The 23,253-nt window shown below is 64.8% G+C and carries 21 protein-coding genes; 4 read left to right on the forward strand and 17 right to left on the reverse strand.

Annotated elements, in window-relative coordinates:
* Window positions 1-71: 71 nt before the first annotated feature.
* The 13 genes from hpf to CHB96_RS21735 form a co-directional block, all read right to left on the reverse strand.
* Window positions 72-737: a ribosome hibernation-promoting factor, HPF/YfiA family gene (gene hpf / locus CHB96_RS21675; RefSeq protein ID WP_089250115.1), complete on the reverse strand. Its 666-nt coding sequence runs from the start codon at window positions 735-737 to the stop codon at window positions 72-74.
* A gap of 227 nt (window positions 738-964) precedes the next feature.
* Window positions 965-1,645 (reverse strand): ComF family protein, encoded by a 681-nt coding sequence (locus CHB96_RS21680; RefSeq protein ID WP_089250117.1) that lies wholly within the window; start codon window positions 1,643-1,645, stop codon window positions 965-967.
* A gap of 50 nt (window positions 1,646-1,695) precedes the next feature.
* Window positions 1,696-3,471, reverse strand: a complete 1,776-nt coding sequence (lpqB, locus tag CHB96_RS21685) for an MtrAB system accessory lipoprotein LpqB (protein ID WP_089250119.1) — start codon at window positions 3,469-3,471, stop codon at window positions 1,696-1,698.
* On the reverse strand, window positions 3,468-5,231 hold the full coding sequence (gene mtrB, locus CHB96_RS21690; RefSeq protein ID WP_089250121.1) for an MtrAB system histidine kinase MtrB: 1,764 nt from the start codon (window positions 5,229-5,231) through the stop codon (window positions 3,468-3,470). The genes lpqB and mtrB overlap by 4 nt, the downstream gene beginning before the upstream one ends.
* The gene (mtrA, locus tag CHB96_RS21695) at window positions 5,228-5,905 is read right to left on the reverse strand and encodes an MtrAB system response regulator MtrA (protein WP_068421513.1); all 678 of its coding nucleotides are present in this window, start codon (window positions 5,903-5,905) and stop codon (window positions 5,228-5,230) included. The genes mtrB and mtrA overlap by 4 nt, the downstream gene beginning before the upstream one ends.
* A 4-nt stretch (window positions 5,906-5,909) precedes the next feature.
* The gene (locus tag CHB96_RS21700) at window positions 5,910-6,575 is read right to left on the reverse strand and encodes a dTMP kinase (protein WP_089250125.1); all 666 of its coding nucleotides are present in this window, start codon (window positions 6,573-6,575) and stop codon (window positions 5,910-5,912) included.
* A gap of 7 nt (window positions 6,576-6,582) precedes the next feature.
* On the reverse strand, window positions 6,583-8,085 hold the full coding sequence (gene ahcY, locus CHB96_RS21705; RefSeq protein WP_089250127.1) for an adenosylhomocysteinase: 1,503 nt from the start codon (window positions 8,083-8,085) through the stop codon (window positions 6,583-6,585).
* Window positions 8,086-8,168: 83 nt separating this feature from the next.
* Window positions 8,169-9,284, reverse strand: a complete 1,116-nt coding sequence (locus tag CHB96_RS21710) for an alkane 1-monooxygenase (RefSeq protein WP_245866010.1) — start codon at window positions 9,282-9,284, stop codon at window positions 8,169-8,171.
* A 238-nt stretch (window positions 9,285-9,522) separates the two neighbouring features.
* Entirely contained in the window at window positions 9,523-11,061 is a 1,539-nt protein-coding gene (locus tag CHB96_RS21715; protein WP_089250131.1) for an amino acid permease, read from the reverse strand.
* A gap of 60 nt (window positions 11,062-11,121) precedes the next feature.
* Window positions 11,122-12,345, reverse strand: coding sequence for a mannose-6-phosphate isomerase, class I (manA, locus tag CHB96_RS21720; RefSeq protein WP_089250133.1), 1,224 nt, complete (start codon window positions 12,343-12,345; stop codon window positions 11,122-11,124).
* Window positions 12,345-13,502, reverse strand: coding sequence for a tobH protein (locus CHB96_RS21725; RefSeq protein WP_089250135.1), 1,158 nt, complete (start codon window positions 13,500-13,502; stop codon window positions 12,345-12,347). Before CHB96_RS21725 ends, manA begins: the two co-directional genes overlap by 1 nt.
* A gap of 60 nt (window positions 13,503-13,562) precedes the next feature.
* Window positions 13,563-14,939 (reverse strand): phosphomannomutase/phosphoglucomutase, encoded by a 1,377-nt coding sequence (locus CHB96_RS21730; RefSeq protein ID WP_089250137.1) that lies wholly within the window; start codon window positions 14,937-14,939, stop codon window positions 13,563-13,565.
* Window positions 14,940-15,129: 190 nt separating this feature from the next.
* Window positions 15,130-15,546, reverse strand: coding sequence for a DUF3499 domain-containing protein (locus CHB96_RS21735; protein ID WP_176444425.1), 417 nt, complete (start codon window positions 15,544-15,546; stop codon window positions 15,130-15,132).
* 73 nt (window positions 15,547-15,619) lie between these two features.
* On the opposite strand from CHB96_RS21735, the gene CHB96_RS21740 reads away from it, so the two are divergent.
* Window positions 15,620-16,099: a metallopeptidase family protein gene (locus CHB96_RS21740; RefSeq protein WP_089250139.1), complete on the forward strand. Its 480-nt coding sequence runs from the start codon at window positions 15,620-15,622 to the stop codon at window positions 16,097-16,099.
* A gap of 18 nt (window positions 16,100-16,117) precedes the next feature.
* On the opposite strand, the gene CHB96_RS21745 is transcribed toward CHB96_RS21740, so the two are convergent.
* Window positions 16,118-16,351 (reverse strand): WhiB family transcriptional regulator, encoded by a 234-nt coding sequence (locus CHB96_RS21745; RefSeq protein WP_027498876.1) that lies wholly within the window; start codon window positions 16,349-16,351, stop codon window positions 16,118-16,120.
* An 817-nt stretch (window positions 16,352-17,168) separates the two neighbouring features.
* Here CHB96_RS21745 and cofD point away from each other — a divergent pair.
* The 3 genes from cofD to CHB96_RS21760 are packed head-to-tail and all read left to right on the forward strand — an operon-like array spanning window position 17,169 to window position 20,051.
* Window positions 17,169-18,137 carry a 2-phospho-L-lactate transferase gene (gene cofD / locus CHB96_RS21750; RefSeq protein ID WP_089250141.1) on the forward strand — a complete coding sequence of 323 codons (969 nt, stop codon included), beginning with the start codon at window positions 17,169-17,171 and terminating at the stop codon, window positions 18,135-18,137.
* A complete protein-coding gene (locus CHB96_RS21755) occupies window positions 18,134-19,489 on the forward strand; it encodes a coenzyme F420-0:L-glutamate ligase (RefSeq protein ID WP_371829040.1) in 1,356 nt (451 codons plus the stop codon). Before cofD ends, CHB96_RS21755 begins: the two co-directional genes overlap by 4 nt.
* Before the next feature lies 1 nt (window position 19,490).
* Window positions 19,491-20,051: an NUDIX hydrolase gene (locus CHB96_RS21760; RefSeq protein WP_089250145.1), complete on the forward strand. Its 561-nt coding sequence runs from the start codon at window positions 19,491-19,493 to the stop codon at window positions 20,049-20,051.
* Here the strand turns inward: CHB96_RS21760 and manB are convergent.
* Genes manB through rfbD form a run of 3 tightly spaced genes read right to left on the reverse strand, consistent with a single transcriptional unit; the run spans window position 20,048 to window position 22,943 of the window.
* On the reverse strand, window positions 20,048-21,133 hold the full coding sequence (gene manB / locus CHB96_RS21765; RefSeq protein WP_089250250.1) for a mannose-1-phosphate guanylyltransferase: 1,086 nt from the start codon (window positions 21,131-21,133) through the stop codon (window positions 20,048-20,050). The genes CHB96_RS21760 and manB overlap by 4 nt on opposite strands.
* Entirely contained in the window at window positions 21,123-22,019 is an 897-nt protein-coding gene (locus CHB96_RS21770; protein WP_089250147.1) for a glycosyltransferase family 2 protein, read from the reverse strand. The genes manB and CHB96_RS21770 overlap by 11 nt, the downstream gene beginning before the upstream one ends.
* Window positions 22,020-22,079: 60 nt before the next feature.
* On the reverse strand, window positions 22,080-22,943 hold the full coding sequence (gene rfbD, locus CHB96_RS21775; RefSeq protein ID WP_089250149.1) for a dTDP-4-dehydrorhamnose reductase: 864 nt from the start codon (window positions 22,941-22,943) through the stop codon (window positions 22,080-22,082).
* Between the last annotated feature and the right edge of the window lie 310 nt (window positions 22,944-23,253).

Consider the following 23,253-nt stretch of genomic DNA (forward strand, 5'->3'; position numbering starts at 1 on the left):
AGAAGACCCACCACACCGAAACGGGCCCGACCTGGGATTTCTCCCAGGACGGGCCCGCATGTCGGTGGATGTCAGGTGAGCCTGATCAGTCCGTAGTCGAACGCATGCCGTCGGTAGACGACGGATGGTCGATCCGTTGCGCTGTCATGGAACAGGAAGAAGTCGTGTCCGACCAATTCCATCTCGTAGAGTGCGTCGTCCACACTCATCGGCGCGGCAGAGTGCACCTTGGTGCGCACGATCTGACCGGGTCCGGCAGGTACGTCCTCGAACGAGTCCAGTGAGATGGTCGGGTCGATGGCCAGAGAATCGTCTTCGGCGAGTTCTGCGGTGGCCTCGGCGACCGACACCGGGGTCTTCTCGCCGTAGTGGACCTTGCGACGGTCCTTGGTCCTACGGAGTCGACTCTCGAGCTTGGACGTCACCGATTCCAGAGCGGCATAGAAACTGTCGGCACAGGCTTCTGCACGGACAACCGGACCCTTGCCTTTCGCGGTGATCTCCACGCGCTGACAGGCCTTGCGTTGGCGACGGTTGCGTTCGTGCTGGAGTTCGACGTCGAACAGGTATATGGAGGGGTCGAATCGTTCGAGCCGGGCGAGTTTTTCGGATACGTAGACCCGGAAGTGATCCGGAATCTCGACGTTGCGGCCTTTGACCACGACGTCGGCATGGTTGGTGGACTCGTCCGAAGGCTTCTCGTCGAAGAAAACAGAAGCTTGTGAAGGGGTCGTCACGCGTACCTCCCGATATCGGTCGCGTCGCGATGTGCGACGCGGCAAGTGCTCATGCCGACTGGGGAACCAACCGGCATCATTTTCTGCCGCATCACCTCCACGTACGAGAACAACGCATCCGCCTTCGAAGGGCGTGCACACGACGCTAGTCGGTCATCCGCTCGTGTGCCACTGTTCATCCGAATTCGGTAGCGGGGCGTGTCGCAGCCGCGCCCGTCCGTCGCATGTCAGACCGCTGCAAGTACCAGCACACCGTCGACTCGGACACCGAAATCGTTTAGTACACAGACCGTTTCGGCAGCCGTCGATCCTGTCGTGAGTACGTCGTCGACCACGACGACGGTGACGTCGACGGGCGCAGGCCCGGTGCCGCCTCGCCGCAACACTGGAGGCGCCGTCAAGATTCGACCCGCAACGTTGGCTTGCCGCTCCGCGGCCCCGAGGCCGACCGAGTCACGTACTCCCCTACCCATCCGCAACACGTGCGGGACCGACACGTTCTCGGGCCGTAGCGCCGACGCCGCCGCCCGGGCGAACCGCTCGACGTGGTCCCCGCCGCGAATGCGCGCGGCCCGCGCACGCGAGGGTGCAGGCACGAGCGCGAGTGCGGCGAACTCGGGCGGATCCAGTTCACCGAAGAGACGCAAGTGAGACACCGCACGCGCCAGCGCATGCCCCAACGGGACTGCGAGATCGTGTCGGTTGCGTTCCTTCAACGCGAGAACGGCACCGCGGCAGGCACCCGCGTAGGGCCCGAGCGCCCAGCACGGTACGCCGACGTCCACGCGCGGCCGCACCGCGACCGGTGGTCGGACGAGAGACTCCTCGCATCTGATGCACCACGATGCACCAGGTGTGTCGCAGCCACCGCATTCACGAGGAAGTACCAGGTCGAAGAGCGTCCGCATGGGCGGAGAGTATGACGACCGGGTCCGACACGATCGCGTCGCGTCATGACTCAGCCGGGCAGGATCGGCGTCGCCTTCACTCCGGCGAGGCCGGGAACCTCCCGCCAATATCGGTCTCCGGCCGGGTCGTTGTTGTCCAACTCGAACACCGCACGCGAATCGGCGACGAACTCGTTCGACGGCGACGCGTCCACCGACAGCACCGGCGCGGTCAGATTTCGGCTCGGGAGCGCGTCGAGCCTCGATCCGTCGGTCGTGACCTGCACGACGGGGACGTCGGTTGCGATGCGGACGATGACGATCGAATCACCGGTGCTCCAGTCGAGCGCCAACGCATCGCTACCGAGCCCGTTGGCCACGGCTCTGGGCGAAGTCAGCGAGTAGAGCCCGTTCTCTTGACGCACGACGGTGGCGACGTACACGAGACCGTCGACGATCATGGCCGCACGAACTCCGTCGCGAGACAAGCGCAGATCCGTGATTCTGGAGCCGAGCGCCGTGACCGCACCTGCGTCCACCGGAACCACCGACACCTGCCCGGTGGCCGGATCACGAGCTGCGCGAATGACATTCGTTCCGTCGATGACGGCCCATACGGCATTGTTGTCCGCACCCCACGTCGGCCTCGTGATCGATTGCCCCTCAGCCACCGGGAACGCGCCACTGTCGTAGCCGCCGATCATCAACGCCGACGACGGCTCGGGAGCCGGCCGCCCGGTGTCGGCGACGCCTGCGACGAGCGTACCGTCGGTGGACAGGGCAACCGTCCTCAAGTTGGTGACCGTTCCGAAATAGCCTGGTACAGGCGTGGTTCCGGTGTCATCGACGGACACGAGCCGCCCACCGACCACTGCATGCAATCCGACGGTGTCTTCCGGCGTACCGAGAGGATCGAATTCGGCCACGTCGAGCGTGGTCCATCCATCGGGTTTGGAGTTGTCCAGCGGCTGGCCGTCCGCCAGCAGCACGTACGGGCCGGAGATCTCGGCCGACGCCAACGTCCAGATCACCTGCGCTGCAAGCAGTTCACGGTTCTTGGCATCCATCGACTGCAGACCGCCGAAATCGATACGGACACCACCGGATCCGACACCGACCTGCCCGGTTCGACCGTCCGCCTTGGTGATCGGTCCGCGGACGCCGACGTCGTCGGCGAGTTCGTTGGAGACCGCGGACTCCAACGTCGACTTGGGTCCGTCGATCAGCAGTTGCACGAGCTGGTTCGCCATCTGGTCCGACGCACCCGTCAGCCATCGCACGTCGGGAACGAGTTCCGAGCCCAGTGGATCGACGAAATACAGCGATTTACGTTGGTAGGCACTGAAGAACTGGGATCTGTCGATGAGGACACCGGGAGGCAACTCGTCGATACGCCACTCTCCGTCGACCTTCACCATCTTGATCGTCGTGTCGACCGTTCCTGCGCCCGCCTGGTAGTCGCCGCCGGACGCCAACAGCCCCACGGTGTTGGACCGAAGGGTGTACTCCGCCTCGGTGTCCGTTCGTGGCCCGTACAGAAGGTCGATCTTGTCCGCGACAACGGTCTTCGCACCGTCGTCCCACCCGGTCGATGCCCCGCTCGTGAGGAACTGCCGCGCAGCCTGATGCCGGTTCGCGGAACTGGCACTCGCCGCGATGAAGTCCCGCACGAGACGGTCCGGTTCCCGACCCGCGGCCGGAGGCGGTGGCGTCGTGGTTTCCGCGCCGGCGGCGCTCAGCGAGCCGATCGCCTGCGGCGTCGACGATTCGGGCAGGCTCGCGCACCCGACGAGGAGCGCCAGGACACTGCACAGGACCACCAACGGCCCGATTCCGCGAGAATTCACGCGTCTCCTTCGCTGCCGTGCGGGTCGGGTGCATCGTCCGACGCGCGGGGCACGGTCAACGCCTTCGACGCGTTGTCCATCTTCGGGACCGCGACCGCCCTCGTGATCTGGTCGTTCGGGAGCGGCTGCCCCTGGGTGTACTGCTTCGTGCTCGGCTTCAGTGGCAACGGACTGCCGATCACCTTGTGCCCGCGCACGAGTGGCAACGTCAAGCGGAAGCACGCACCCTCACCGAGGGCACCCCATGCTTCGAGCTTGCCGTCGTGCAGCCGCGCGTCTTCGACACTGATCGCGAGCCCGAGGCCCGTACCGCCGGATCGACGAACGCGCGACGGGTCCGAGCGCCAGAACCGATTGAAGACGAGTTTCTCTTCTCCCGGGCGCAGTCCGATGCCTTGATCTCGGACGACGAACGCGGCGGCATCCGAGTTGGCACGCAGCCTGATCAGAACCGGCTTTCCCTCGCCGTGGTCGATGGCGTTCGCCAAGAGATTGCGCAATATTCGTTCCACACGTCGTGGGTCGACCTCGGCGACGACGGACTGATCGGGAAGATCGACGATCAGTTCCGTTCCGCTCTCCTTCGCGAGGTGCCGGACTGTCGACACTGCAGCCCTGGCACACATCCTGAGGTCGAGCTGCTCGGCGGCGAGCTCGGCCACACCCGCGTCGTGCCGACTGATCTCGAGAAGGTCACCGAGCAGAGTCTCGAACCGATCGAGCTCGTTGACGAGCAGTTCCGACGACCGTCGCAGCGCAGGGTCCATGTCCCCGCTACCGTCGTGAATGAGGTCGGCTGCCATGCGGACTGTCGTCAGCGGAGTACGCAACTCGTGGCTGACGTCGGATGTGAAGCGGCGCTGAAGGTTTCCGAACTCCTCGAGCTGAGTGATCTGTTTGGACAGACTCTCGGCCATCTCGTTGAACGACATGGCAAGCCTGGCCATGTCGTCCTCGCCGCGAACCGGCATTCGTTCCTTGAGTCGTCCGTCGGCGAATCGAACGGCGATGCGCGACGCGGAACGAATCGGTATGACGACCTGCCGCGCAACCAGCATGGCGATCGCTGCGAGCAGCACCAACAGGACGACGGCGCCGATCAGCAACGTTCCACGCACGAGCGACAGAGTGCGCTCCTCGCTGCCGAGCGGAAACACCAGGTACAGCTCCAGGGACGAGATGTCGGAGCCGGTCGGTGTACCGAGAATCAACGCCGGTCCGGAGTACCCACCCTGCTCGGGGTCGGTGACGGTCGCGAACTGGTAACTGATCTGCCCGTTCGTGACGAAGTTTCTCAGGCTCTGCGGAATCTGATCCGCGGGCCCGACCGACGCGTCGGCGCGCACGCTGTCGCCCTCGACGACGAGGACGGGATCGAAGGTGCCTGCCGAACCCGACGCCTGCCCTGCATCGATGTCTCTACTGGTGAGCTGCGCGCGCGCACGTTCCAGCCGAAGATCGAGACCGGTCGAGTCGTCGGCACCCGCCAGCGAACCCTCGACGGTCAAACGACTGCGATCGAGTTCCTCGGTCGCGGCAGTGATCTTCGCTTCCAGCAGACGATCGGTGATCTGGCTGGTCAACACCATGCCGAGAATAGTGATGACGACCAGGGACAGCGTCAGCGTCGACACCACCACACGCAGCTGGAGCGAGCGGCGCCACATGTGGCCGAGCGAGGTGCTCACCGAGCGAAACCAACGCAGGAGCGGCGAGAAGGTTCCGTTTATTCTGCGCCGCGAACGGGAGAACCAGATCACGGCGGTCCGGCCTTGTAGCCGACCCCTCTCACGGTCAGCACAACCTCGGGGTTCTCCGGATCCTTCTCGACCTTGGCGCGTAGGCGCTGCACGTGCACGTTGACCAACCGCGTATCGGCCGCATGCCGGTAACCCCACACCTGTTCGAGCAACACCTCGCGAGTGAACACCTGACGCGGCTTGCGCGCAAGTGCGACGAGCAGGTCGAACTCGAGCGGCGTCAGGGATACGAGCTCCTCGCCGCGGCTCACCTTGTGCGCAGGAACATCGATGACGATGTCGGCGATGGACAGCAATTCGGCGGGCTCGTCCTCGGTCCTGCGCAGGCGCGCACGGACGCGGGCGACGAGTTCCTTCGGCTTGAACGGCTTCATGATGTAGTCGTCGGCACCCGATTCGAGTCCGAGGACCACGTCGACGGTGTCGGTCTTCGCCGTCAACATCACGATCGGAACTCCGGAATCGGCACGCAGCACACGGCACACGTCGATTCCGTTCATTCCGGGAAGCATCAGATCGAGCAGTACCAGATCGGGACGGTTCTCTCGAACCGCGGACAACGCTTGGGTGCCGTCACCGACCACGAACGGTTCGAAACCCTCGCCGCGAAGGACGATGGTCAACATTTCGGCGAGAGCCGAATCGTCGTCGACTACAAGAATCCGAGGCTTCATGGTCCTATGTTGTCACTTTCCCGCCGTCAGATGGCTGATTGAAGATGTCGGCGGCGAGTCGATCCGGATCCACGTCGGGCCCGACGACCTCCCACGACGACCCCCACTCCGCCGCTGCGAGCCCACCGTAGACCGCGGATGTACGGCTCTGCAGAGATCCGTCACGCTCGTAGGCGTCACGGGTACGCGACGCGTCGTCGGCCTCCCGTGAGGCGGCGCGCTCGGCAGCCAAGTCCACGGGGACGTCGAGCAGGATCTGTACGTCCGGGACGGGGACGCCGAAACGCTCGAACTCGAGCGCGCGAATCCACTCGACCGCTTCGCCGTCGGCGGACTGCTCCAACCGAGCCGCCGTGTACGCGGCATTGGATGCCACATATCGGTCGAGTAAGACGATGTCGTTGTGCGAGAGCGCTTTTCGCAGATCCGGCGCGGCATACTTGCGATCGAGAGCGAACAACAGAGCCATCGCGTGCACGCTCTGCGCGGTATCACCGTGCTCGCCGCGCAACGCTTCCGCTGCCAGATCGGCGTGGACCGAGGAGTCGTAACGAGGAAATCCGATTCGGGTGACCTCGAGGTCGTCTCGTTCCCACGCCGAGACGAGCCGACGGGCGAGCGTGTTCTTGCCCGCGCCGTCGACTCCCTCGATGACGATCAGTGTGCCCACAGGAGCGTCAGTACCGGTAGTGCTCGGGCTTGTACGGACCCTCGACGTCGACGCCGATGTACTCCGCCTGCTCCTTGGTCAGCTTGGTGATGGTGCCACCGAGTGCCTCGACGTGGATACGGGCCACCTTCTCGTCGAGGTGCTTCGGCAGGCGGTAGACCTCGTTGTCGTACTCGTCGGGCTTGGTCCACAGCTCGATCTGCGCGATGACCTGGTTCGAGAAGCTGTTGCTCATCACGAACGACGGGTGCCCGGTGGCATTGCCCAGGTTCAGCAGGCGACCTTCGGACAGCACGATGATGGAATGGCCGTCGGGGAACTGGAACTCGTCGACCTGCGGCTTGATGTTGATCCGCGTGACGTCCTTGGCCTTCTCGAGCCCGGCCATGTCGATCTCGTTGTCGAAGTGACCGATGTTGCCGAGGATCGCCTGGTGCTTCATCCGCTTCATGTGGTCGAAGGTGATGATGCCCAGGTTGCCGGTCGAGGTGATGACGATGTCTGCCTTGTCGATGTACTCCTCGACCGTGCGAACGTCGAATCCGTCCATCAGCGCCTGCAGCGCGTTGATCGGGTCCGCCTCGGTGACCGTGACGCGTGCGCCCTGCCCCTTGAGTGCCTCCGCGCAGCCCTTGCCGACGTCGCCGTAGCCGCAGACGAGAACGGCCTTTCCGCCGATGAGCACGTCGGTGCCTCGGTTGATGCCGTCGATCAGCGAGTGACGGGTGCCGTACTTGTTGTCGAACTTGCTCTTGGTGACCGAGTCGTTGACGTTGATCGCCGGGAACGTGAGCTCGCCCGCCGCCGCGAACTGGTACAACCGCAGGACACCGGTGGTGGTCTCCTCGGTGACACCCTTGACGGACTCGGCGACCTCGGTCCACTTGGTCTTCGACGCCTCGAGTGAACGACGCAGAAGGCCGAGGAAGACCTTGTACTCGTCGGAGTCGTGATCGTCGTCGGTCGGCGGAACCACTCCGGCCTTCTCGAACTGAGCACCGCGCAGCACCAGCATCGTGGCGTCACCACCGTCGTCGAGGATCATGTTCGCCGGTTCGTTCGGCCAGGTGAGCATCTGCTCGGCCGCCCACCAGTACTCCTCGAGCGTCTCACCCTTCCAGGCGAACACCGGAACACCCTTCGGCTCGTCCTCGGTGCCGTGCGGCCCGACGACGACTGCCGCGGCAGCGTGGTCCTGGGTGGAGAAGATGTTGCACGACGCCCACCGCACCTCGGCACCGAGGGCGACGAGGGTCTCGATGAGAACCGCGGTCTGCACCGTCATGTGCAGCGAGCCGGAGACCCGAGCACCCTTGAGCGGCAACACATCTGCATACTCGCGGCGGAGTGCGATCAATCCGGGCATCTCGTGCTCGGCGAGACGAATCTCCTTACGACCGAACTCGGCCAGCGACAGGTCCGCGACCTTGAAGTCGATGCCACCGCGGACGTCCGCGATGAGTGCCGATCCTGTGGCCGAACTACCGTCCGGTGTTACTGAGGTCGTCATCTAGCCTCTCCTGGTTGCGTGAAGTTTCTCCACCAAGGCTATCGGGTCTGGTTCGACGCGTGTCGTCGTACCTGCCCGTTTTCCTACGCTGCCCGATTCGGCCCGATCCGATGTCGCGCCAGAATCTTCTCTCGGCGCCGAGGCAGAATGTTCGCACGCGTCACGTCGCCGTCGTAGTGCGCCAGAACCCGCGGGTCCATCACACGCCGCCACAGCGGAGGTACGACGGCGAGCAGCACCATCGTCGCGTATCCGGCAGGCAGTTGCGGCGCCTCGTCGCACGCGCGCAGTGTCTGATAGCGCTTCGCCGGATTGGCATGGTGATCGCTGTGCCGCTGCAGGTGGTAGAGAAAGATGTTGGTGCACAACCGATCACTGTTCCAGCTGTGCCTGGCCGAGGTTCTGACGTAACGACCGCGGTCGTTCTTCTCGCGGAGAAGACCGTAGTGCTCGACATAGTTGATGATCTCCAACAACAGAAACCCGACCGCTGCCTGTACCGCGAGGTACGGCACGATGCCGAGTCCGAAGATCGCCGCGAGCGTCCCGAAGAGGACGAGCGACATCACCCACGAGTGCACCAGATTGCTCCGGAGGCTCCACGGGCGGATCCCGAGCCGAGAGAGCCGCTGCCGTTCCAACGACCACGCCGATACCAGTCCGCCGACCACGCTGCGCGGAAGGAAGGTGTAGACGTTCTCACCGAACCGGGCGGTGGCCGGATCCTCCGGCGTCGCGACGCGAACGTGGTGCCCGCGGTTGTGTTCGACGAAGAAGTGTCCGTAGAACGTCTGCGCGAGGGCGACTTTCGCCAGCCATCGTTCATGCTTCTCGATGCGGTGGCCGAGTTCGTGTGCCGCATTGATGCCCGTTCCCGCAACGAGACCGACGGTGACCGCCAGTCCGATCTTGTCGACGATGTCGAGTCCGCCGAACGCCCACATCCAGCACGCGACGAGCAGGGTGACGAACTGCACGGGCAGAAACAGATACGTGCACCAGCGGTAGTACCTGTCGTCTTCCATCGACTCGATGTCCGCGTCCGACGGATTGTGCCCGTCCTCGCCCGCGAGTGCGTCGACGACGGGAATCACAACGAAGAAGATCATGACGCCGCTCCACCAGAAGATCGGCATCCCTGTCCACATCACGAGCTGCGACGGAAGGAGCGCGGACGCAGGTGCCAACAAGCCCAGCATCCACAGATAGCGCTTGTAGCCTCGACGACCCCTACCGCGATCACCTGCATCTACATGAATGCTGCTGGCGGGTGCGTCCTCGGACACACTCACTCGGCCGGCCCCACCCAACTCGAACCCCCTCATTTCCGACTCAAGGTTGGTTCGAGCAGCTTATAACAACCCTCCGACCCGTCGAAAGGCCGTCGATTGGACCGGAAGTCGACCGACGGCCCACCGAGTGTTCGGTCCCGAAGCGCTAGTCCGACGCAGTGGCGGTGGCGGCAGCCTCTCGTTCGCGGAGTGTCTTCTCGACATTGCGCTTGCTGTACGCGAAATAGATGACGACGCCGATCGCCATCCAGACGAGGAATCGGATCCAGGTCTCGACGGACAGGTTCACCATCAACCACAAGCACGCGACGACGGCCAGAATCGGAATCACCGGCATCAACGGCACCTTGAAGCCTCGGGGCAGATCGGGACGTGTGCGGCGCAGGACGATCACACCGATGGACACGAGAACGAACGCGAACAACGTGCCGATGTTCACCATCTCCTCCAGCGTGCCGATCGGGAAGAACGCGGCGAGGACGGCAACGACGAAGCCGACGATGAGCGTGATCCGGACCGGAGTGCCGCGTCGACCGGTACGAGCCAGGCCTCGCGGCGCAAGACCGTCGCGCGACATCGCGAACAGCACACGAGTCTGGCCGAGCATCAACACCATGACGACGGTCGTCAGACCTGCCAGTGCGCCGAACGAGATGATGTTCTTGGCCCAGGTGAGACCGTTGATGTCGAACGCCGTTGCCAGCGTCGACGTCTCCCCTGCCAATTCCGTGTACTTGACCATGCCGGTCAGAACCAGGGTCACGGCGACGTACAGGACTGTCACGATTGCGAGCGACCCGAGAATGCCGCGCGGGAGCGCCTTCTGAGGTTCCTTGGTCTCTTCGGCGGTGGTGGCGACGACGTCGAAACCGATGAACGCGAAGAACACGAGGCTCGCGGCCGCGAGAAGGCCGTACCAACCGAACGTGCTGCCGCCTGCGCCCGTGACGAAGGAGAACAGCGACTGGTGAATACCCTCGCCGGTGGATCCGGCCTCGGACGGCGGGATGTACGGCGAGTAGTTGTCCGCCTTGATGTAGAACGCACCGACGATCACGACCAACAGCACGACCGCGACCTTGATCGCGGTGATGACCAGTGAGACTCGCGAGGACAACTTGGTGCCGGTTGCGAGCAGCACGGTGATGATCAGGACGATCACCAGCGCACCCCAGTCGAAGTCCAGTGAGCCGATGGTCGTCGTCGGCGACACCGAACCGAGAACCTCACCCAGATAAAGGGACCAGCCCTTCGCGACCACCGACGACGCCAGCGCGAATTCCAGGATGAGGTCCCACCCGATGATCCAGGCGACGAACTCGCCGAAGGTGGCGTACGAGAAGGTGTACGCACTACCTGCCACGGGGACTGTCGACGCGAACTCCGCGTAACACAGGGCCGCGAGGCCACAGGCCACTGCGGCCAGCACGAAGGCGAGCGACACCGACGGTCCTGCGACGTTGCCTGCGGTGCGTGCGGTCAACGTGAAGATGCCGGCACCGATGACGACCGCGACGCCGAAGACCGTCAGGTCCCACGACGTCAGATCCTTGCGGAGTTTCGTGTCCGGTTCGTCGGTGTCTCGCATCGATTGCTCGACGGACTTGGTCCGGAAGAGTCCGGTCCGACGTGTCCTGTCCGTCGTCTTTCCGGGACGTTCGCTGTCGGCGCGCTGTTGATCCATGAGTCCTACCTGTCGACAGTCTTGTTTCGAGCACTTGGTGCGTGATGTATGTCTCGTACGCTAGCCGACTGTGGCACTGAACACTTCCGCGGCTCCCCACCGGGCGTGTACTGCCAGGACAGGATCCGCTGCGGACACCCACACCGACGATCCGCGTTCCAGAACCAGCTCGGTGTCGCCGTCGTCGAGTGCGACGCGTCCGGCGGTGCACAGCACGATGCGCGGCCCCGCGCCGTCGAGTTTGACAGACTGGCCGTCGTCGAGCGACGCCCGCGACAGCGCGAATTCCGGTGCAGGTGTGGAGTACAGCACTGGTGACTCGGCGGAGTCGGACACAGGATCGAGGATGCTGACCTCAGCGGGCTCGAAATCCAGCACACGCAGCAGTTCCGGGACGTCGACGTGCTTCGGCGTCAGACCGCCGCGCAGAACGTTGTCCGAATTGGCCATGATCTCGACACCGGTGCCCGACAGGTACGCGTGCAGGTTGCCCGCGTCGAGGTACAGACCTTGGCCAGGCGACAACGTCACGCGGTTGAGCAACATCGCGGCGAGGACACCTGCGTCACCGGGATAGGACTCGCCGAGTTCGAGCAACGTTTTCGCCTCGGTGACGAACTTGCCGCCGTCGGACTGTGCGCGGGTGGACAGGTAATCCACCAATCCGTCGGCGACGAGAGGCAGGAGCGCGTCCAACGCAGGTCCCGGCAGCGTGATCCAGGACGTGAACACCGTGCGCAGCCCCGCGTCGTCCGGCTGATCGGCGAGCAATGAGCGGTACCCCGACAGCGCCTCGACACCGAGGGCGTCGATGAACTCGACCGTCTCGCGAGGGCATCGGAAGCCTGCCAGTGCGTGGAACTCGGTCAGCGCGACGATGAGCTCGGGCTTGTGGTTGGCGTCGCGATAGTTGCGAACCGGTGAGTCGATGGGAACGTGCCGACTCTCCTCGCGCGCGAAACCCTCCTTCGCCTGTTCCGCGCTCGGGTGCGCCTGAAGCGACAGTGGCTCGTCGGCAGCAAGAAGTTTCAGAAGGAACGGTAATCGGCCCTCGTAGGTCCGCGCGGTGTCGGCTCCCAGCTCACGAACCGGATCCTCGTCGATCCGGGTCAGCAGCGATTGCTTCGACGGCCCGTCACCGATCTGCGCCGGATCGGCCGGATGTGCACCGAGCCAGATCTCCGCTTCGGGATGTTCGGACGGCACCGTATGACCACGGAGCTCGGCAAGTGATGTCCGTGACCCCCACGCGTACGACCTGACTGCTCCGTGCAGAACGTGCACTACCTACCGCCCATCACATGTAGATACGCGGCAGCCATCTCCAACCGCGTTGCCAACAACGTCATCGATCCGAGCTCGTCCGGCTTCGCCGCGTCGAGCCCCGTGTTCGCACGCGCACCTGAATCCCGCGAGCCGGCATGCGTGTACCCGGAACCGGGGATCTCGAACATCGATGTATCCGCGGACAGTACTTCCACATCCGGGACGGCAGCCGTCCGGCGCTCCGTCGTCGCCACGGCATCGGGCGCAGCGAACACCATCACACGCACAGGCGGTTGCGGCCTCGGACCGTCCACTTGCTCGTCGTGAAAGAACGGGTCGTACTGCGCGGCGCTGTCGGTCGAGGCGACGCGTCCCGCCGCGATGGCAGCGGCAACGACGTCGCCGAGTTCGCCGGTGGCGCTCACGATGCCTGCGGCACGGAACAGAATTTCGCCGGCGTGACGGGCTACCTCGACGGCCACCGGGCTGGACCCGGTCAGTACGACGCGTGCCCCGGACATCCTGGCAGCCAAGGATTTCGCGGGGTTGTGGAACACCTCGTGCGACGGGTGGTTTCGCGCCGCTTCACCGTCGAGGAGATCTGCCAGCACGTCCAGGTCTGGTAACAAGGGCCGATACGCGCCGTCTGCGAGAGCTCCGAGCACAGCGATGTCCGCAGCGAGATAGCGCATCACCGTATTGTGTTCTCGCACTGCGATTCTCGGCGGAACGAATATTCCGCGGCCCGCGGCAGCTGATCTCAACGGCCCTTCGTCCGGAGTCACGAGGACGGTCTCGGCACCGCGCCGCACTGCAGCCGACGTCGACTCCGCCAATCGTGGATCGCCTGCGTCGTCACCACAGACGAGTACGACGTCGAGGGGGCCGACCCACGGCGGGGTTCCCGCAGCGTGGACGAGGGGGACGCCGATCCGAGCACCGAGGGCTGCGACGAGAATCGACGCGGCACGTCCGGCCCGACCGTCGCCACAGACGAACACGACACTACGAGGGCGCAGATCCTGCAGCCGTCCGGACACCGACTCGACGACCGCCGCTGCGGTGGCTCGGACCTGGGCGCCTGCCAAGGCGGCGCTCCGGAGAACGCCGTCCACGTCGGCCGCAACCAGCGCAGCGGAGTCGTCGAGATCGAACAAGGGTGAGGGGGCAGTCATGGTCGTTCGACACCGTCCTTTCCTCGCCCGACTCGCGTGTTCACTCCGACTACAGAACCACTATTCCAGTCCTGCGCGAACGACGCCCAGTATCTCGGAGGTCAGTGCGTCCACTTCTTCTCGTGTACGAGCTTCCACGTTCAGTCGCAGCAACGGTTCGGTGTTGGATGCTCGGAGATTGAACCACGCTCCGTCCTTCAGATCGACGGTCACTCCGTCGAGACGATCGACCGACACGGTGCGATCAGCGAAGGCGTCGAGCACCGCGACCGTGCGTTCCGCGGCGTCCGCGACCGTCGAGTTGATTTCCCCCGAGGCCGCGTAGGACTCGTACGACTCCATCAGCTCGGACAGCGGACGATCCTGCGAACCGAGCGCCGCGAGGACGTGCAGTGCCGCCAGCATGCCGGAGTCGGCGCCCCAGAAATCACGGAAGTAGTAGTGGGCCGAATGTTCGCCACCGAAGATGGCGCCGGTGTCTGCCATCTGCTGCTTGATGAACGAATGGCCGACACGGGTTCGAACCGGTGTGCCGCCGAGCTCGGTGACGAGTTCCGGGACTGCACGCGACGTGATCAGGTTGTGAATGACCGTTGCACCCGGCTCCTTGGCGAGCTCACGCTCGGCCACGAGAGAAGTCACCGCGGACGGCGACACGGGATCGCCCTTCTCGTCGACGACGAAGCATCGGTCTGCGTCACCGTCGAACGCGAGTCCGATGTCCGCACCGGTCTTACGTACGAAAGCCTGCAGATCCTTCAGGTTCTCGGGGTCGAGTGGGTTCGCCTCGTGGTTCGGGAACGTCCCGTCGAGTTCGAAGTACAGCGGCTCGACCGTGACGGGCAACGAGCCCAGTACTGCGGGAACCGTATGCCCACCCATGCCGTTCGCGGCATCCACGGCAATTTTCACCCCGCTGACCTTCGACAGATCGACGAGCTCACGTACGAACGTCGCGTACTCCTCGAGGACGTCCCGTTCCGAGACCGTTCCCGGTGCACCGTCGTACGCGGGAACTCCCTCGACGAGCTCGGCCTTGATCTTGTCGAGGCCGCTGTCCTGCCCTACCGGTTTCGCGCCTGCGCGGCACAGTTTGATGCCGTTGTACTGCGCGGGATTGTGGCTTGCCGTGAACATCGCACCAGGACATTCGAGCAGTCCGGACGCGAAGTACAACTGGTCGGTGGACGCGAGCCCGATGAGAACCACGTCGAGACCCTGTGCGGTGACTCCGTCCGCGAAGGCGCGCGACAGCTCGGGTGACGACGGGCGCATGTCGTGTCCGACGACGACGCGATCGGTCGCTCCGTCCCGCACCAAACGCGCGAATGCAGCGCCGACGTCACGGACGAAGTCGACGTCTATCTGCTCGCCGACCACCCCTCGCACGTCGTAAGCCTTGATGACTGCATTGACGGACTCGGTAGTTCGTGCCACGAACGACTCCTGTTGATGTAGGTGGGGCGAACGGTCAAAACCTGAATTGGACGATCGAGCTCGAACTAAACATCGAGCGTGTCCACGAATCTTCCACAACCGGACACCTGCAGCGCGTCGAACGCACCGAGTTGTGATCGAAAGTATGCGAAAACTGCTCGCACAGAACGACTCGCACCAGAAACGAGCGTCAGGACGTCGGGTCCGGAAGTACGCGCAGGTGTCCGCGACGACCCGTACGGGCAGGCGGCGGAGACTGACGATCCTCGGTCGACTCGCGACGTGCATGCCGTCCCTCGGACTGCGTTCCCACCTCGTCGACGCGAGGACGGTCGCCTCGACCTGCCTCCCGTACTGCCTCGGCGAGAGCCGTCAGGTCGTCCTCGTCGGGCGACGTGGTGGAGTACCCACCCTCGTATCGGACGAGTTCCCACCCCTTGGGTGCAGTGGTGGTCGATGCGTGCACTTCACACAGGTCCCACGAATGCGGCTCGTCCACGGTGGCGAGAGGTCCGACGACCGCAGTCGAATCGGAATAGACATACGTGAGCGTCGCAACGGCCGAACGACTACACCCCGGTCGGCAGCATCCACGCAGAGATCTCACACGCGAGAGCCTACCTCCCCCGCACCGACCGACCCCTCGACACACCGCGAATCGCCGAAGATAACCTCACGGTATGGCCAGAACGGGATCCGGACACACCTCACGATCCGCCGAGCGACGGGGCCGAGGGCCGCGCGGACCGATCATGCCGAGTGATCTTCCCGGCCACCGCACACGCGCAGACAAGTTCGACCGAGCGGTTCTCGAAGCTTTCGCACGAATCGACCACCGTTTCCACGAGCGCCTGGAGCGCTTGGACATCGCCGTCGACGAGGTCCCGAAGATCAGGGCAATCGACCCCGACTCGATCGATTGGCCGCCCGAGGTGGTCGCGGAGGGACCCGTCCCGCTGTCCCGGCTCGTGCCCGCAGGCATAGACAGGCGCGGTGAGACGACACGCGCACGAATCGTTCTGTTTCGACGCCCGCTGCAGCGCCGTGCACAACACCCGGAGGATCTCGAAGACCTTCTCTACGAGGTGTTGGTGGAACAGGTCGCGACATACCTCGGGGTCGACCCCGAGACGGTGGACCCCGGATTCGACGAGAATTGAGTCGGCGAGACCGGGCTGTCAGACGATTCCGCGCTTGAGCCTTCTGCGCTCACGCTCGGACAGTCCGCCCCAGATTCCGAAACGCTCGTCGTTCGCCAGAGCGTATTCGAGGCACTCGTCCTTGACTTCACAACCGAGGCAGATTCGCTTGGCCTCGCGCGTGGATCCGCCCTTCTCGGGGAAGAATGCCTCCGGATCGGTCTGAGCGCACAGAGCGCGCTCCTGCCACTGGTCCTCGATCTCCTCGAACATCTGATCGAATCCGGGAATGAGGCTCAGAAACGGCTTCTCCGGAGCGCGAGAAGCGATCTCGCCGCCCTCGGCATCGATCGAATCCCGATCACCGAAGTCTTCGTCATCGGAATCGACTGCAGCAGAGTCGGTTTCAGCCGAGTCGGTTTCAGCCGAGTCGGTTTCGTCGAGCGAGGGCGTATCGAGGTATGCAGCGCCGGCATCGACCGGTGTCACCTCGGACGAAGGAACTGTGATGATTTCGGTCGTGCTGATGTCAGTCGTGCTCACGACAGCGCGGGCGCCGTCGATGTTGTCGTCGCAGCCGCGTGATGCTGCGCCTGCTTCGGAATCGGTCTGCGGCGCGTGGTTGACTGCGCTGAGGTGAGCACCGGTTTTGCCCTGTGTTTCACGTGTCACGTGCTGGTCGTACATCGCTTCCGCCTCCTCACCTTGAAATAGCGCAGAAATTTCGGTCGGTTTCCGAATACCTTGCCCCACGCTGGTATTCGCTGCCACTCACGAACCCTCGACCTTTACTACACGTCCCGACGCGATGCCGCCACATGGGAACGCGTGTTCGAATCCAGGGCCACTCCAACCACATTCGCGGGTCGAGCGTGGAATGACATACATGTGATTAGACACGCCGAACACTGCTGCGGTCAAGCTGATCGGCGATTTTCCAATACCATCTTCGGCTCGAATTCGGCACCCTCCCCGAATCGAGGCCCGTCGTCAGCGTGTCGTACGCATGTCGGGGCCCAGCGAGCGTCGAACCTGATTCTCGGACACTCGCCTACCCGTCGTTCGCGCGCACGGCCTAGGCTTCGGACCTGTGAAAGTTACTGTCTTGGTCGGTGGCGTGGGCGGAGCCCGGTTCCTACAGGGTCTGAAATCCCTTCTCGGGGAGGACGACGACATCACGGCGGTCGTCAACGTCGGCGACGACGTCTGGATGCACGGGTTGCGAATCTGCCCCGATCTGGACACGTGCATGTACACGCTCGGTGACGGCATCGACACCGAACGCGGATGGGGACGCATCGCGGAGACCTGGCATGCGCGAGACGAACTCGCCGCGTACGGAGCCGATCCGGATTGGTTCGGCCTGGGCGATCGAGACATCGCCACGCACCTCATCCGATCGCGGATGTTGCGCACGGGTTACCCGTTGTCGGCGGTGACCGAAGCGCTCTGCAATCGGTGGAAGCCGGGCGTCCGCCTGCTCCCGGTCACGGACGATCGCAGCGAGACTCACGTCGTCGTCACCGATCAGGACGAAGCGAGCGGAGAGTCGCAGCGCGCAATTCACTTCCAGGAGTGGTGGGTTCGCTACCGCGCCAAGATCCCGACGCACAGCTTCGCGAACATCGGTGCCGAGCAGGCAAGTCCGGCGCCCGGCGTGCTCGACGCGATCGCCGAGGCGGATGCCGTCATACTCGCACCGTCGAATCCCGTCGTCAGCGTCGGGGCTATCCTCTCCGTTCCCGGCATTCGGAGCGCTCTGCGCACCACCGCTGCAAAGGTCGTCGGACTCTCACCCATCGTGGACGACAAGCCACTGCGCGGAATGGCCGACGAGTGCCTGTCCGTCATCGGCGTCGACACGACGGCCGAAGCCGTCGGAAAGTATTACGGCGCACGGTCGGACACCGGAATTCTCGACGGCTGGCTCGTTCATTCGACCGACACCGCGACAGTTCCCGGAGTCGACGTCCGTAGTGTGCCTCTGCTCATGACCGACCCGGAGACGACTGCCGAGATGGCCGCCGCCGCCCTTCGATGCGCAGGTGTCCAGCTGTGAATTCTCCCGTACCCGAAGACCATTCGCCTGGCAGATCCATCGAGATCGTTCCCGTCCCAGGACTTCCCGAGTTCCGACCCGGCGACGATCTCGCCTCGGCGATCGCACGGTGCGCGCCGTGGATCCGCGACGGTGACGTACTCGTCGTGACGAGCAAGGTGTTCTCCAAAGTCGAAGGCCGACTCGTCGATGCACCGCTGGATCCGGACGAACGCGACGCAGCGCGTCGAAAGCTGGTGGACCAGGAGGCAGTTCGCGTCGTCGCACGCAAAGGACGCACGCTCATCACCGAGAACCGCCTCGGCATCGTCCAGGCCGCAAGTGGAATCGACGGGTCCAACGTCGATCGAGCGGAACTCGCTCTGCTGCCCGAGAATCCGGACGCGAGCGCGGCTGCACTCCGCACGGCACTCGCGGACTCTCTCGGAGTGACGGTCGGAGTCGTCGTCACGGACACGATGGGACGCGCGTGGCGTGTCGGCCAGACGGATGTGGCCATCGGTGCCGCGGGACTCGCCGTCGTGCATGCGTACGCGGGCGCCGAGGACAGCCAGGGCAACGAGCTCGTCGTCACCGAGGTCGCGGTCGCCGACGAGATTGCTGCCGCGGGAGATCTGGTGAAAGGGAAGCTCGGTTCGGTGCCCGTCGCCGTCGTTCGTGGACTCACGCCGGTCGCCGACGGCTCCGTCGCACGAGATCTGATCCGGCCGGGTGAAGAAGACCTGTTCTGGCTCGGCACCGCCGAGTCGATCGACAAGGGCAGGCGTGAGGCTCTGCTGCTCCGGCGGTCGGTCCGCTCCTTCACCGACGATCCCGTCGATCCGGACGATATTCGTGCGGCCGTCGGCGATGCACTGACCGCACCTGCGCCGCACCACACCCATCCCGTACGTTTCGTGTGGGTGCGTACGCCTGCTCTGCGGAACCGGTTGCTCGCCGGAATGAAAGAGAAGTGGAAGGAGGACCTGCGTGCAGACGGGTGGTCCGAGGACCGAATAGAGAAGCGAACGGCGCGGGGCGACATCCTGTTCGACGCGCCGGAACTGATCGTTCCGTTCTGTGTGCCGGACGGCGCCCACACCTATCCCGACGATCGACGGACGCGCGCGGAGGAGACGATGTTCACGGTTGCCGTCGGGGCAGCCGTTCAGAGTCTGCTCGTCTCGCTTGCCGTACGCGGGCTCGGAAGCTGCTGGATCGGTTCGACGATCTTCGCGTCCGACATCGTGCGCACCGAACTCGGCCTGCGCGCTGATTGGAAGGCCATGGGCGCCATAGCAATCGGACATCCGCACGAGGAACCGGCCCCTCGGGACCCGCGCCGCCCCGGCAACGAGCTCGTGGAGATCTGACATGACCGACTCGAACCCCGTTCGCACCCTGCATGATTCGGCGGTCGCGACTCTGACTGCATGGAACACCGAAGCCTGGCACGAGGACTCGCTTCGACATACGATGCTCGCGTTCCTCGCAAGCAACCCCAACGGATGTCTGCGCGCCAATGAGCCGGGACACGTCACCGCGTCGTCCCTTGTGCTGGATTTCTCGGGTCGCAACGTGCTGCTGACGCTGCACCCACGCGTCGGCCGCTGGATTCAGCTGGGTGGCCACTGCGAGGAATCCGACGCCTCGGTCGTGGACGCGGCATTGCGAGAAGCTCGCGAGGAATCCGGCATCGACGATCTCACGATCGATGCCCAGCTTCTATCGGCGCACACGCACCCCATCACGTGTTCGCTGGGGAAGCCGACGCGTCACCTCGACCTGAGGTTCCTGGTACGCGCGCCGGAGGGCGCGCACGCGGTACGGAGCGAGGAGTCCACCGATCTACGGTGGTGGCCTGTCGACGCTCTCCCCGAGTCCGCCGAAGCGGACACGATCGCCCACCTCGTCGGACTCGCGGAGAACCGTTAGACGTCGGTGGAGAACCTGACGCCGCCGTCGGGAAGCTTCACTCCAGGCCAGACACGGGCGCCGCGCAGCAATTCGCAGCGCGCGCCGATGTCTGCGCCGTCACCGATGACGCCGTCACGCACGAGGGCTCGGGGCCCGATTCGAGCCCCGAAGCCGATGATGGACCGTTCGACGACGGCGCCGGCCTCCACGACCGCACCGTCGAAGATGACCGCACCGTCGAGACGCGCGCCTGCACCGATCTCCGCACCGCGTCCGACGACCGTGCCGCCGATCAGCAACGCCCCGGGTGCGACGCCTGCGCTCGGGTGGACGAGCGATTCGCCTCGCGTCCCGGTCAGTGCGGGCGACGGGGCGATTCCGCGAACCAGATCCGACGAGCCCTTGACGAAGTCCTCCGGCGTTCCCATGTCACGCCAGTACGCACTGTCCACGTGGCCGAAGACGCGCTTGTCCTCGGCGAGAAGGGCCGGGAAGACCTCGCGCTCGACGGACACCGGTCGGTCGTGCGGAATCTTCTCGATGATCTCGCGGCGGAAGACGTAGCATCCGGCGTTGATCTGGTCCGTCGGCGGATCCTGCGCCTTCTCGAGGAAGGCCGTGACTCGGCCGTCCTCGTCGGTGGGAACGCAGCCGAACGCACGGGGGTCACCGACGCGCACCAGGTGCAATGTGACGTCGGCCTCGGTGCGGTAGTGGGTGTCGAGCACTGCGGTCAGGTCGGTTCCGCCGAGCACGTCGCCGTTGAACACCACCACGTTGTCCGCACGCAGACGCGGAAGCACGTTGCGGATGCCGCCGCCGGTTCCCATCGGTTCGGTCTCGGTGACGTATTCGAGCTCGATGCCGAGCGAGGAACCGTCGCCGAAATGCTCCTCGAAGACCTCGGCTTTGAACGACGTGCCGAGCACGACGTGGTCGATTCCGGCGTTCTTGATCCGGGCGAGCAGGTGATGCAGAAACGGCAGTCCAGCCGTCGGAAGCATGGGCTTGGGAGCCGACAGGGTCAGCGGCCGAAGCCGAGTTCCTTTGCCGCCCACCAGAATCACGGCGTCGGTTGTACGTCCCGCCTCAGCTGACATCATCGGCCTCTCTGTTGTCGTCGATTCGTCGCTGTCGAAGTGCCGCAGCCACAACCACCTTCGAGCGCACGGCCAGTCCTGCGCGCAGCGCCCATCGTATGGGAGCTTGCCACAGATGTGGGTGCCGATCCGCCTGAAAGCGATATGCGCTCGCATGATGCGCGGGAAGCATCAACTCCGGATGCCTCCCTGCCGCATGGCCTTTGGAATGGGTGACTTCCACGCCGGGGACGTAGACATTCAGCCATCCGGCGGTTCCGAGGCGGTCTCCCAAGTCCACGTCCTCCATATACATGAAGTACCGGGAATCGAACCCGTTCACGGAGTCGAACGCGGCTCGGCGAAGCAGGAGGCACGATCCGGACAGCCAGCCGACAGTTCGCTCCGTCACGGCTTCGTTGTCCTGTCGGTAGCGCTGAGTCCATGGATTGCCGGGCCACACCTTGCCGAGGACTGCGTGCCCGACGCCGGACGTCAGATTCGGTACCGCGCGAGCCGACGGGTATCTGCTGCCGTCGGGCTCACGGATCAATGGACCGAGCGCTCCGGCACGCGGCCACCGCTCCGCTGCCTCGAGCAGCCCGTCGAGGGATCCGGGATGCCATTTGACGTCGGGATTGACGACGACGACGAATTCGATGCTGTCGTCGATCTCGGCGACGGCGCGATTCACGGCTCCGCCGTATCCCAGGTTCGCACCCGTCCGAAAGAGTCTGGCGTCCGGATACGCGGCTTCAGCGGCTTCCGGGCTGCCGTCGGTGGAGCCGTTGTCGGCCATGATGACCAGCGGTTTCTCGCCCGTGGCGGACTCGAGAGACTCGAGGAACTGATCCAGATATTTCCCGGGCGAATAGGTCACCGTCACGACGGCCAGCTTGGAACTCACGCGGGCCAGACTAGCGGTAGGCCGTCGTCCCACATTCCCGCGACGACTTCGCCGTCGCGATCAGTCACCGACACCGACGGCGCGAAGTGCGTCGTCGAGTGCGTCACGCCAGTCTCGCAGCGGCGTGAGTCCGGCTCGGGCCCACGCAGTGCCCGACAGGACCGAATAGGTGGGTCTGGGGGCCGGCCGAACGTATTCGGCGCTCGAGCAGGGCGTCACACGGTCGGGATCGGCCCCGACACCGGCGAACACCGCGCGCGCGAGATCGAACCACGTCGCCGTTCCCGAGTTGGTGAGGTGAAGCACAGGGTCGATGGGGCCGGATGCGACAGCCAATTCGAGCAACCCGGCGGCCAGGTCGCGCGCGTACGTCGGAGAACCGGTCTGATCGTCGACGACGGACACCGTGTCGCGTTCACGTTCCAGCCGCCGCATCGTCGACACGAAATCCGAACCGGCACCGGTGTAGACCCAGGCGGTACGAACGACCGTGGCCCACGGCAATGCCGCGAGCACCGCGCGTTCACCGGCAAGTTTGGTTCGTCCGTAGGCGCTGCGCGGCCCGGTCGGCTGATCCGGCTCGTACGGCAGCTGGGCCGTGCCGTCGAACACGTAATCGGTGGAGACGTGGATCAGTCGGGCCGACACCCTTGCGCAGGCCTCGGCGAGGTTTCTCGGACCGTCGGCGTTGACCGCCGAAGCGCGCGCCTCGTCGGTCTCGGCGGCGTCGACGGCGGTGTACGCCGCGCAGTTGATCACCACGGAGCCCGGTTCGACGGCGTCGGCGACCGCCGCCGCGTCGGTGATGTCCACTTCGCCGCTGGTCACGCCGATCACACGGTCGACGTCGGCGGAGCCCCCGGCAAGGGTCACCACCTGTCGTCCCAGTTGTCCCCCGGCACCGGTCACAAGGATGTTCGCCACAGTTGCAAAGTGTGGCACGCCGTCGCCGCCTGAGCGAAGCAGTGACTTTTCACAAGTAGCCTGTTTCTTCGGGGGCGACGAGAAGGACACGACGAGCAGAAGAGAAGCGAGAGGTCACCAGGTGCCACGAGAGTCGGATGCGTCGCGGAGGGATCCGCGTTCCCGCGCGCGTCGGAACGAATCTCGAGGTCGCGGCGAACCTCGCACCCGTCGGGAGCCTCGCACCGCCGAAGCACACAGCGCCGCCGGATCACACAGCACCGGATCACACGCCGCCGGATCACACGGCGCCGAGCCGCGCACCGAGCGT

The organism is Rhodococcoides kyotonense (genome assembly GCF_900188125.1).
Taxonomy (GTDB): Bacteria; Actinomycetota; Actinomycetes; order Mycobacteriales; family Mycobacteriaceae; genus Rhodococcoides; species Rhodococcoides kyotonense.

Excerpts from the sequence above, each read along its gene's own strand:
- CHB96_RS21680 (WP_089250117.1), bottom strand. The coding sequence starts at position 1,645 with ATGCGGACGCTCTTCGACCTGGTACTTCCTCGTGAATGCGGTGGCTGC.
- mtrA (WP_068421513.1), bottom strand. The coding sequence starts at position 5,905 with ATGAAGCCTCGGATTCTTGTAGTCGACGACGATTCGGCTCTCGCCGAA.
- ahcY (WP_089250127.1), bottom strand. The coding sequence starts at position 8,085 with ATGACGACCTCAGTAACACCGGACGGTAGTTCGGCCACAGGATCGGCA.
- CHB96_RS21710 (WP_245866010.1), bottom strand. The coding sequence starts at position 9,284 with ATGCTGGGCTTGTTGGCACCTGCGTCCGCGCTCCTTCCGTCGCAGCTC.
- CHB96_RS21715 (WP_089250131.1), bottom strand. The coding sequence starts at position 11,061 with ATGGATCAACAGCGCGCCGACAGCGAACGTCCCGGAAAGACGACGGAC.
- CHB96_RS21725 (WP_089250135.1), bottom strand. The coding sequence starts at position 13,502 with ATGACTGCCCCCTCACCCTTGTTCGATCTCGACGACTCCGCTGCGCTG.
- CHB96_RS21740 (WP_089250139.1), top strand. The coding sequence starts at position 15,620 with ATGGCCAGAACGGGATCCGGACACACCTCACGATCCGCCGAGCGACGG.
- CHB96_RS21745 (WP_027498876.1), bottom strand. The coding sequence starts at position 16,351 with ATGTTCGAGGAGATCGAGGACCAGTGGCAGGAGCGCGCTCTGTGCGCT.
- CHB96_RS21760 (WP_089250145.1), top strand. The coding sequence starts at position 19,491 with ATGACCGACTCGAACCCCGTTCGCACCCTGCATGATTCGGCGGTCGCG.
- manB (WP_089250250.1), bottom strand. The coding sequence starts at position 21,133 with ATGTCAGCTGAGGCGGGACGTACAACCGACGCCGTGATTCTGGTGGGC.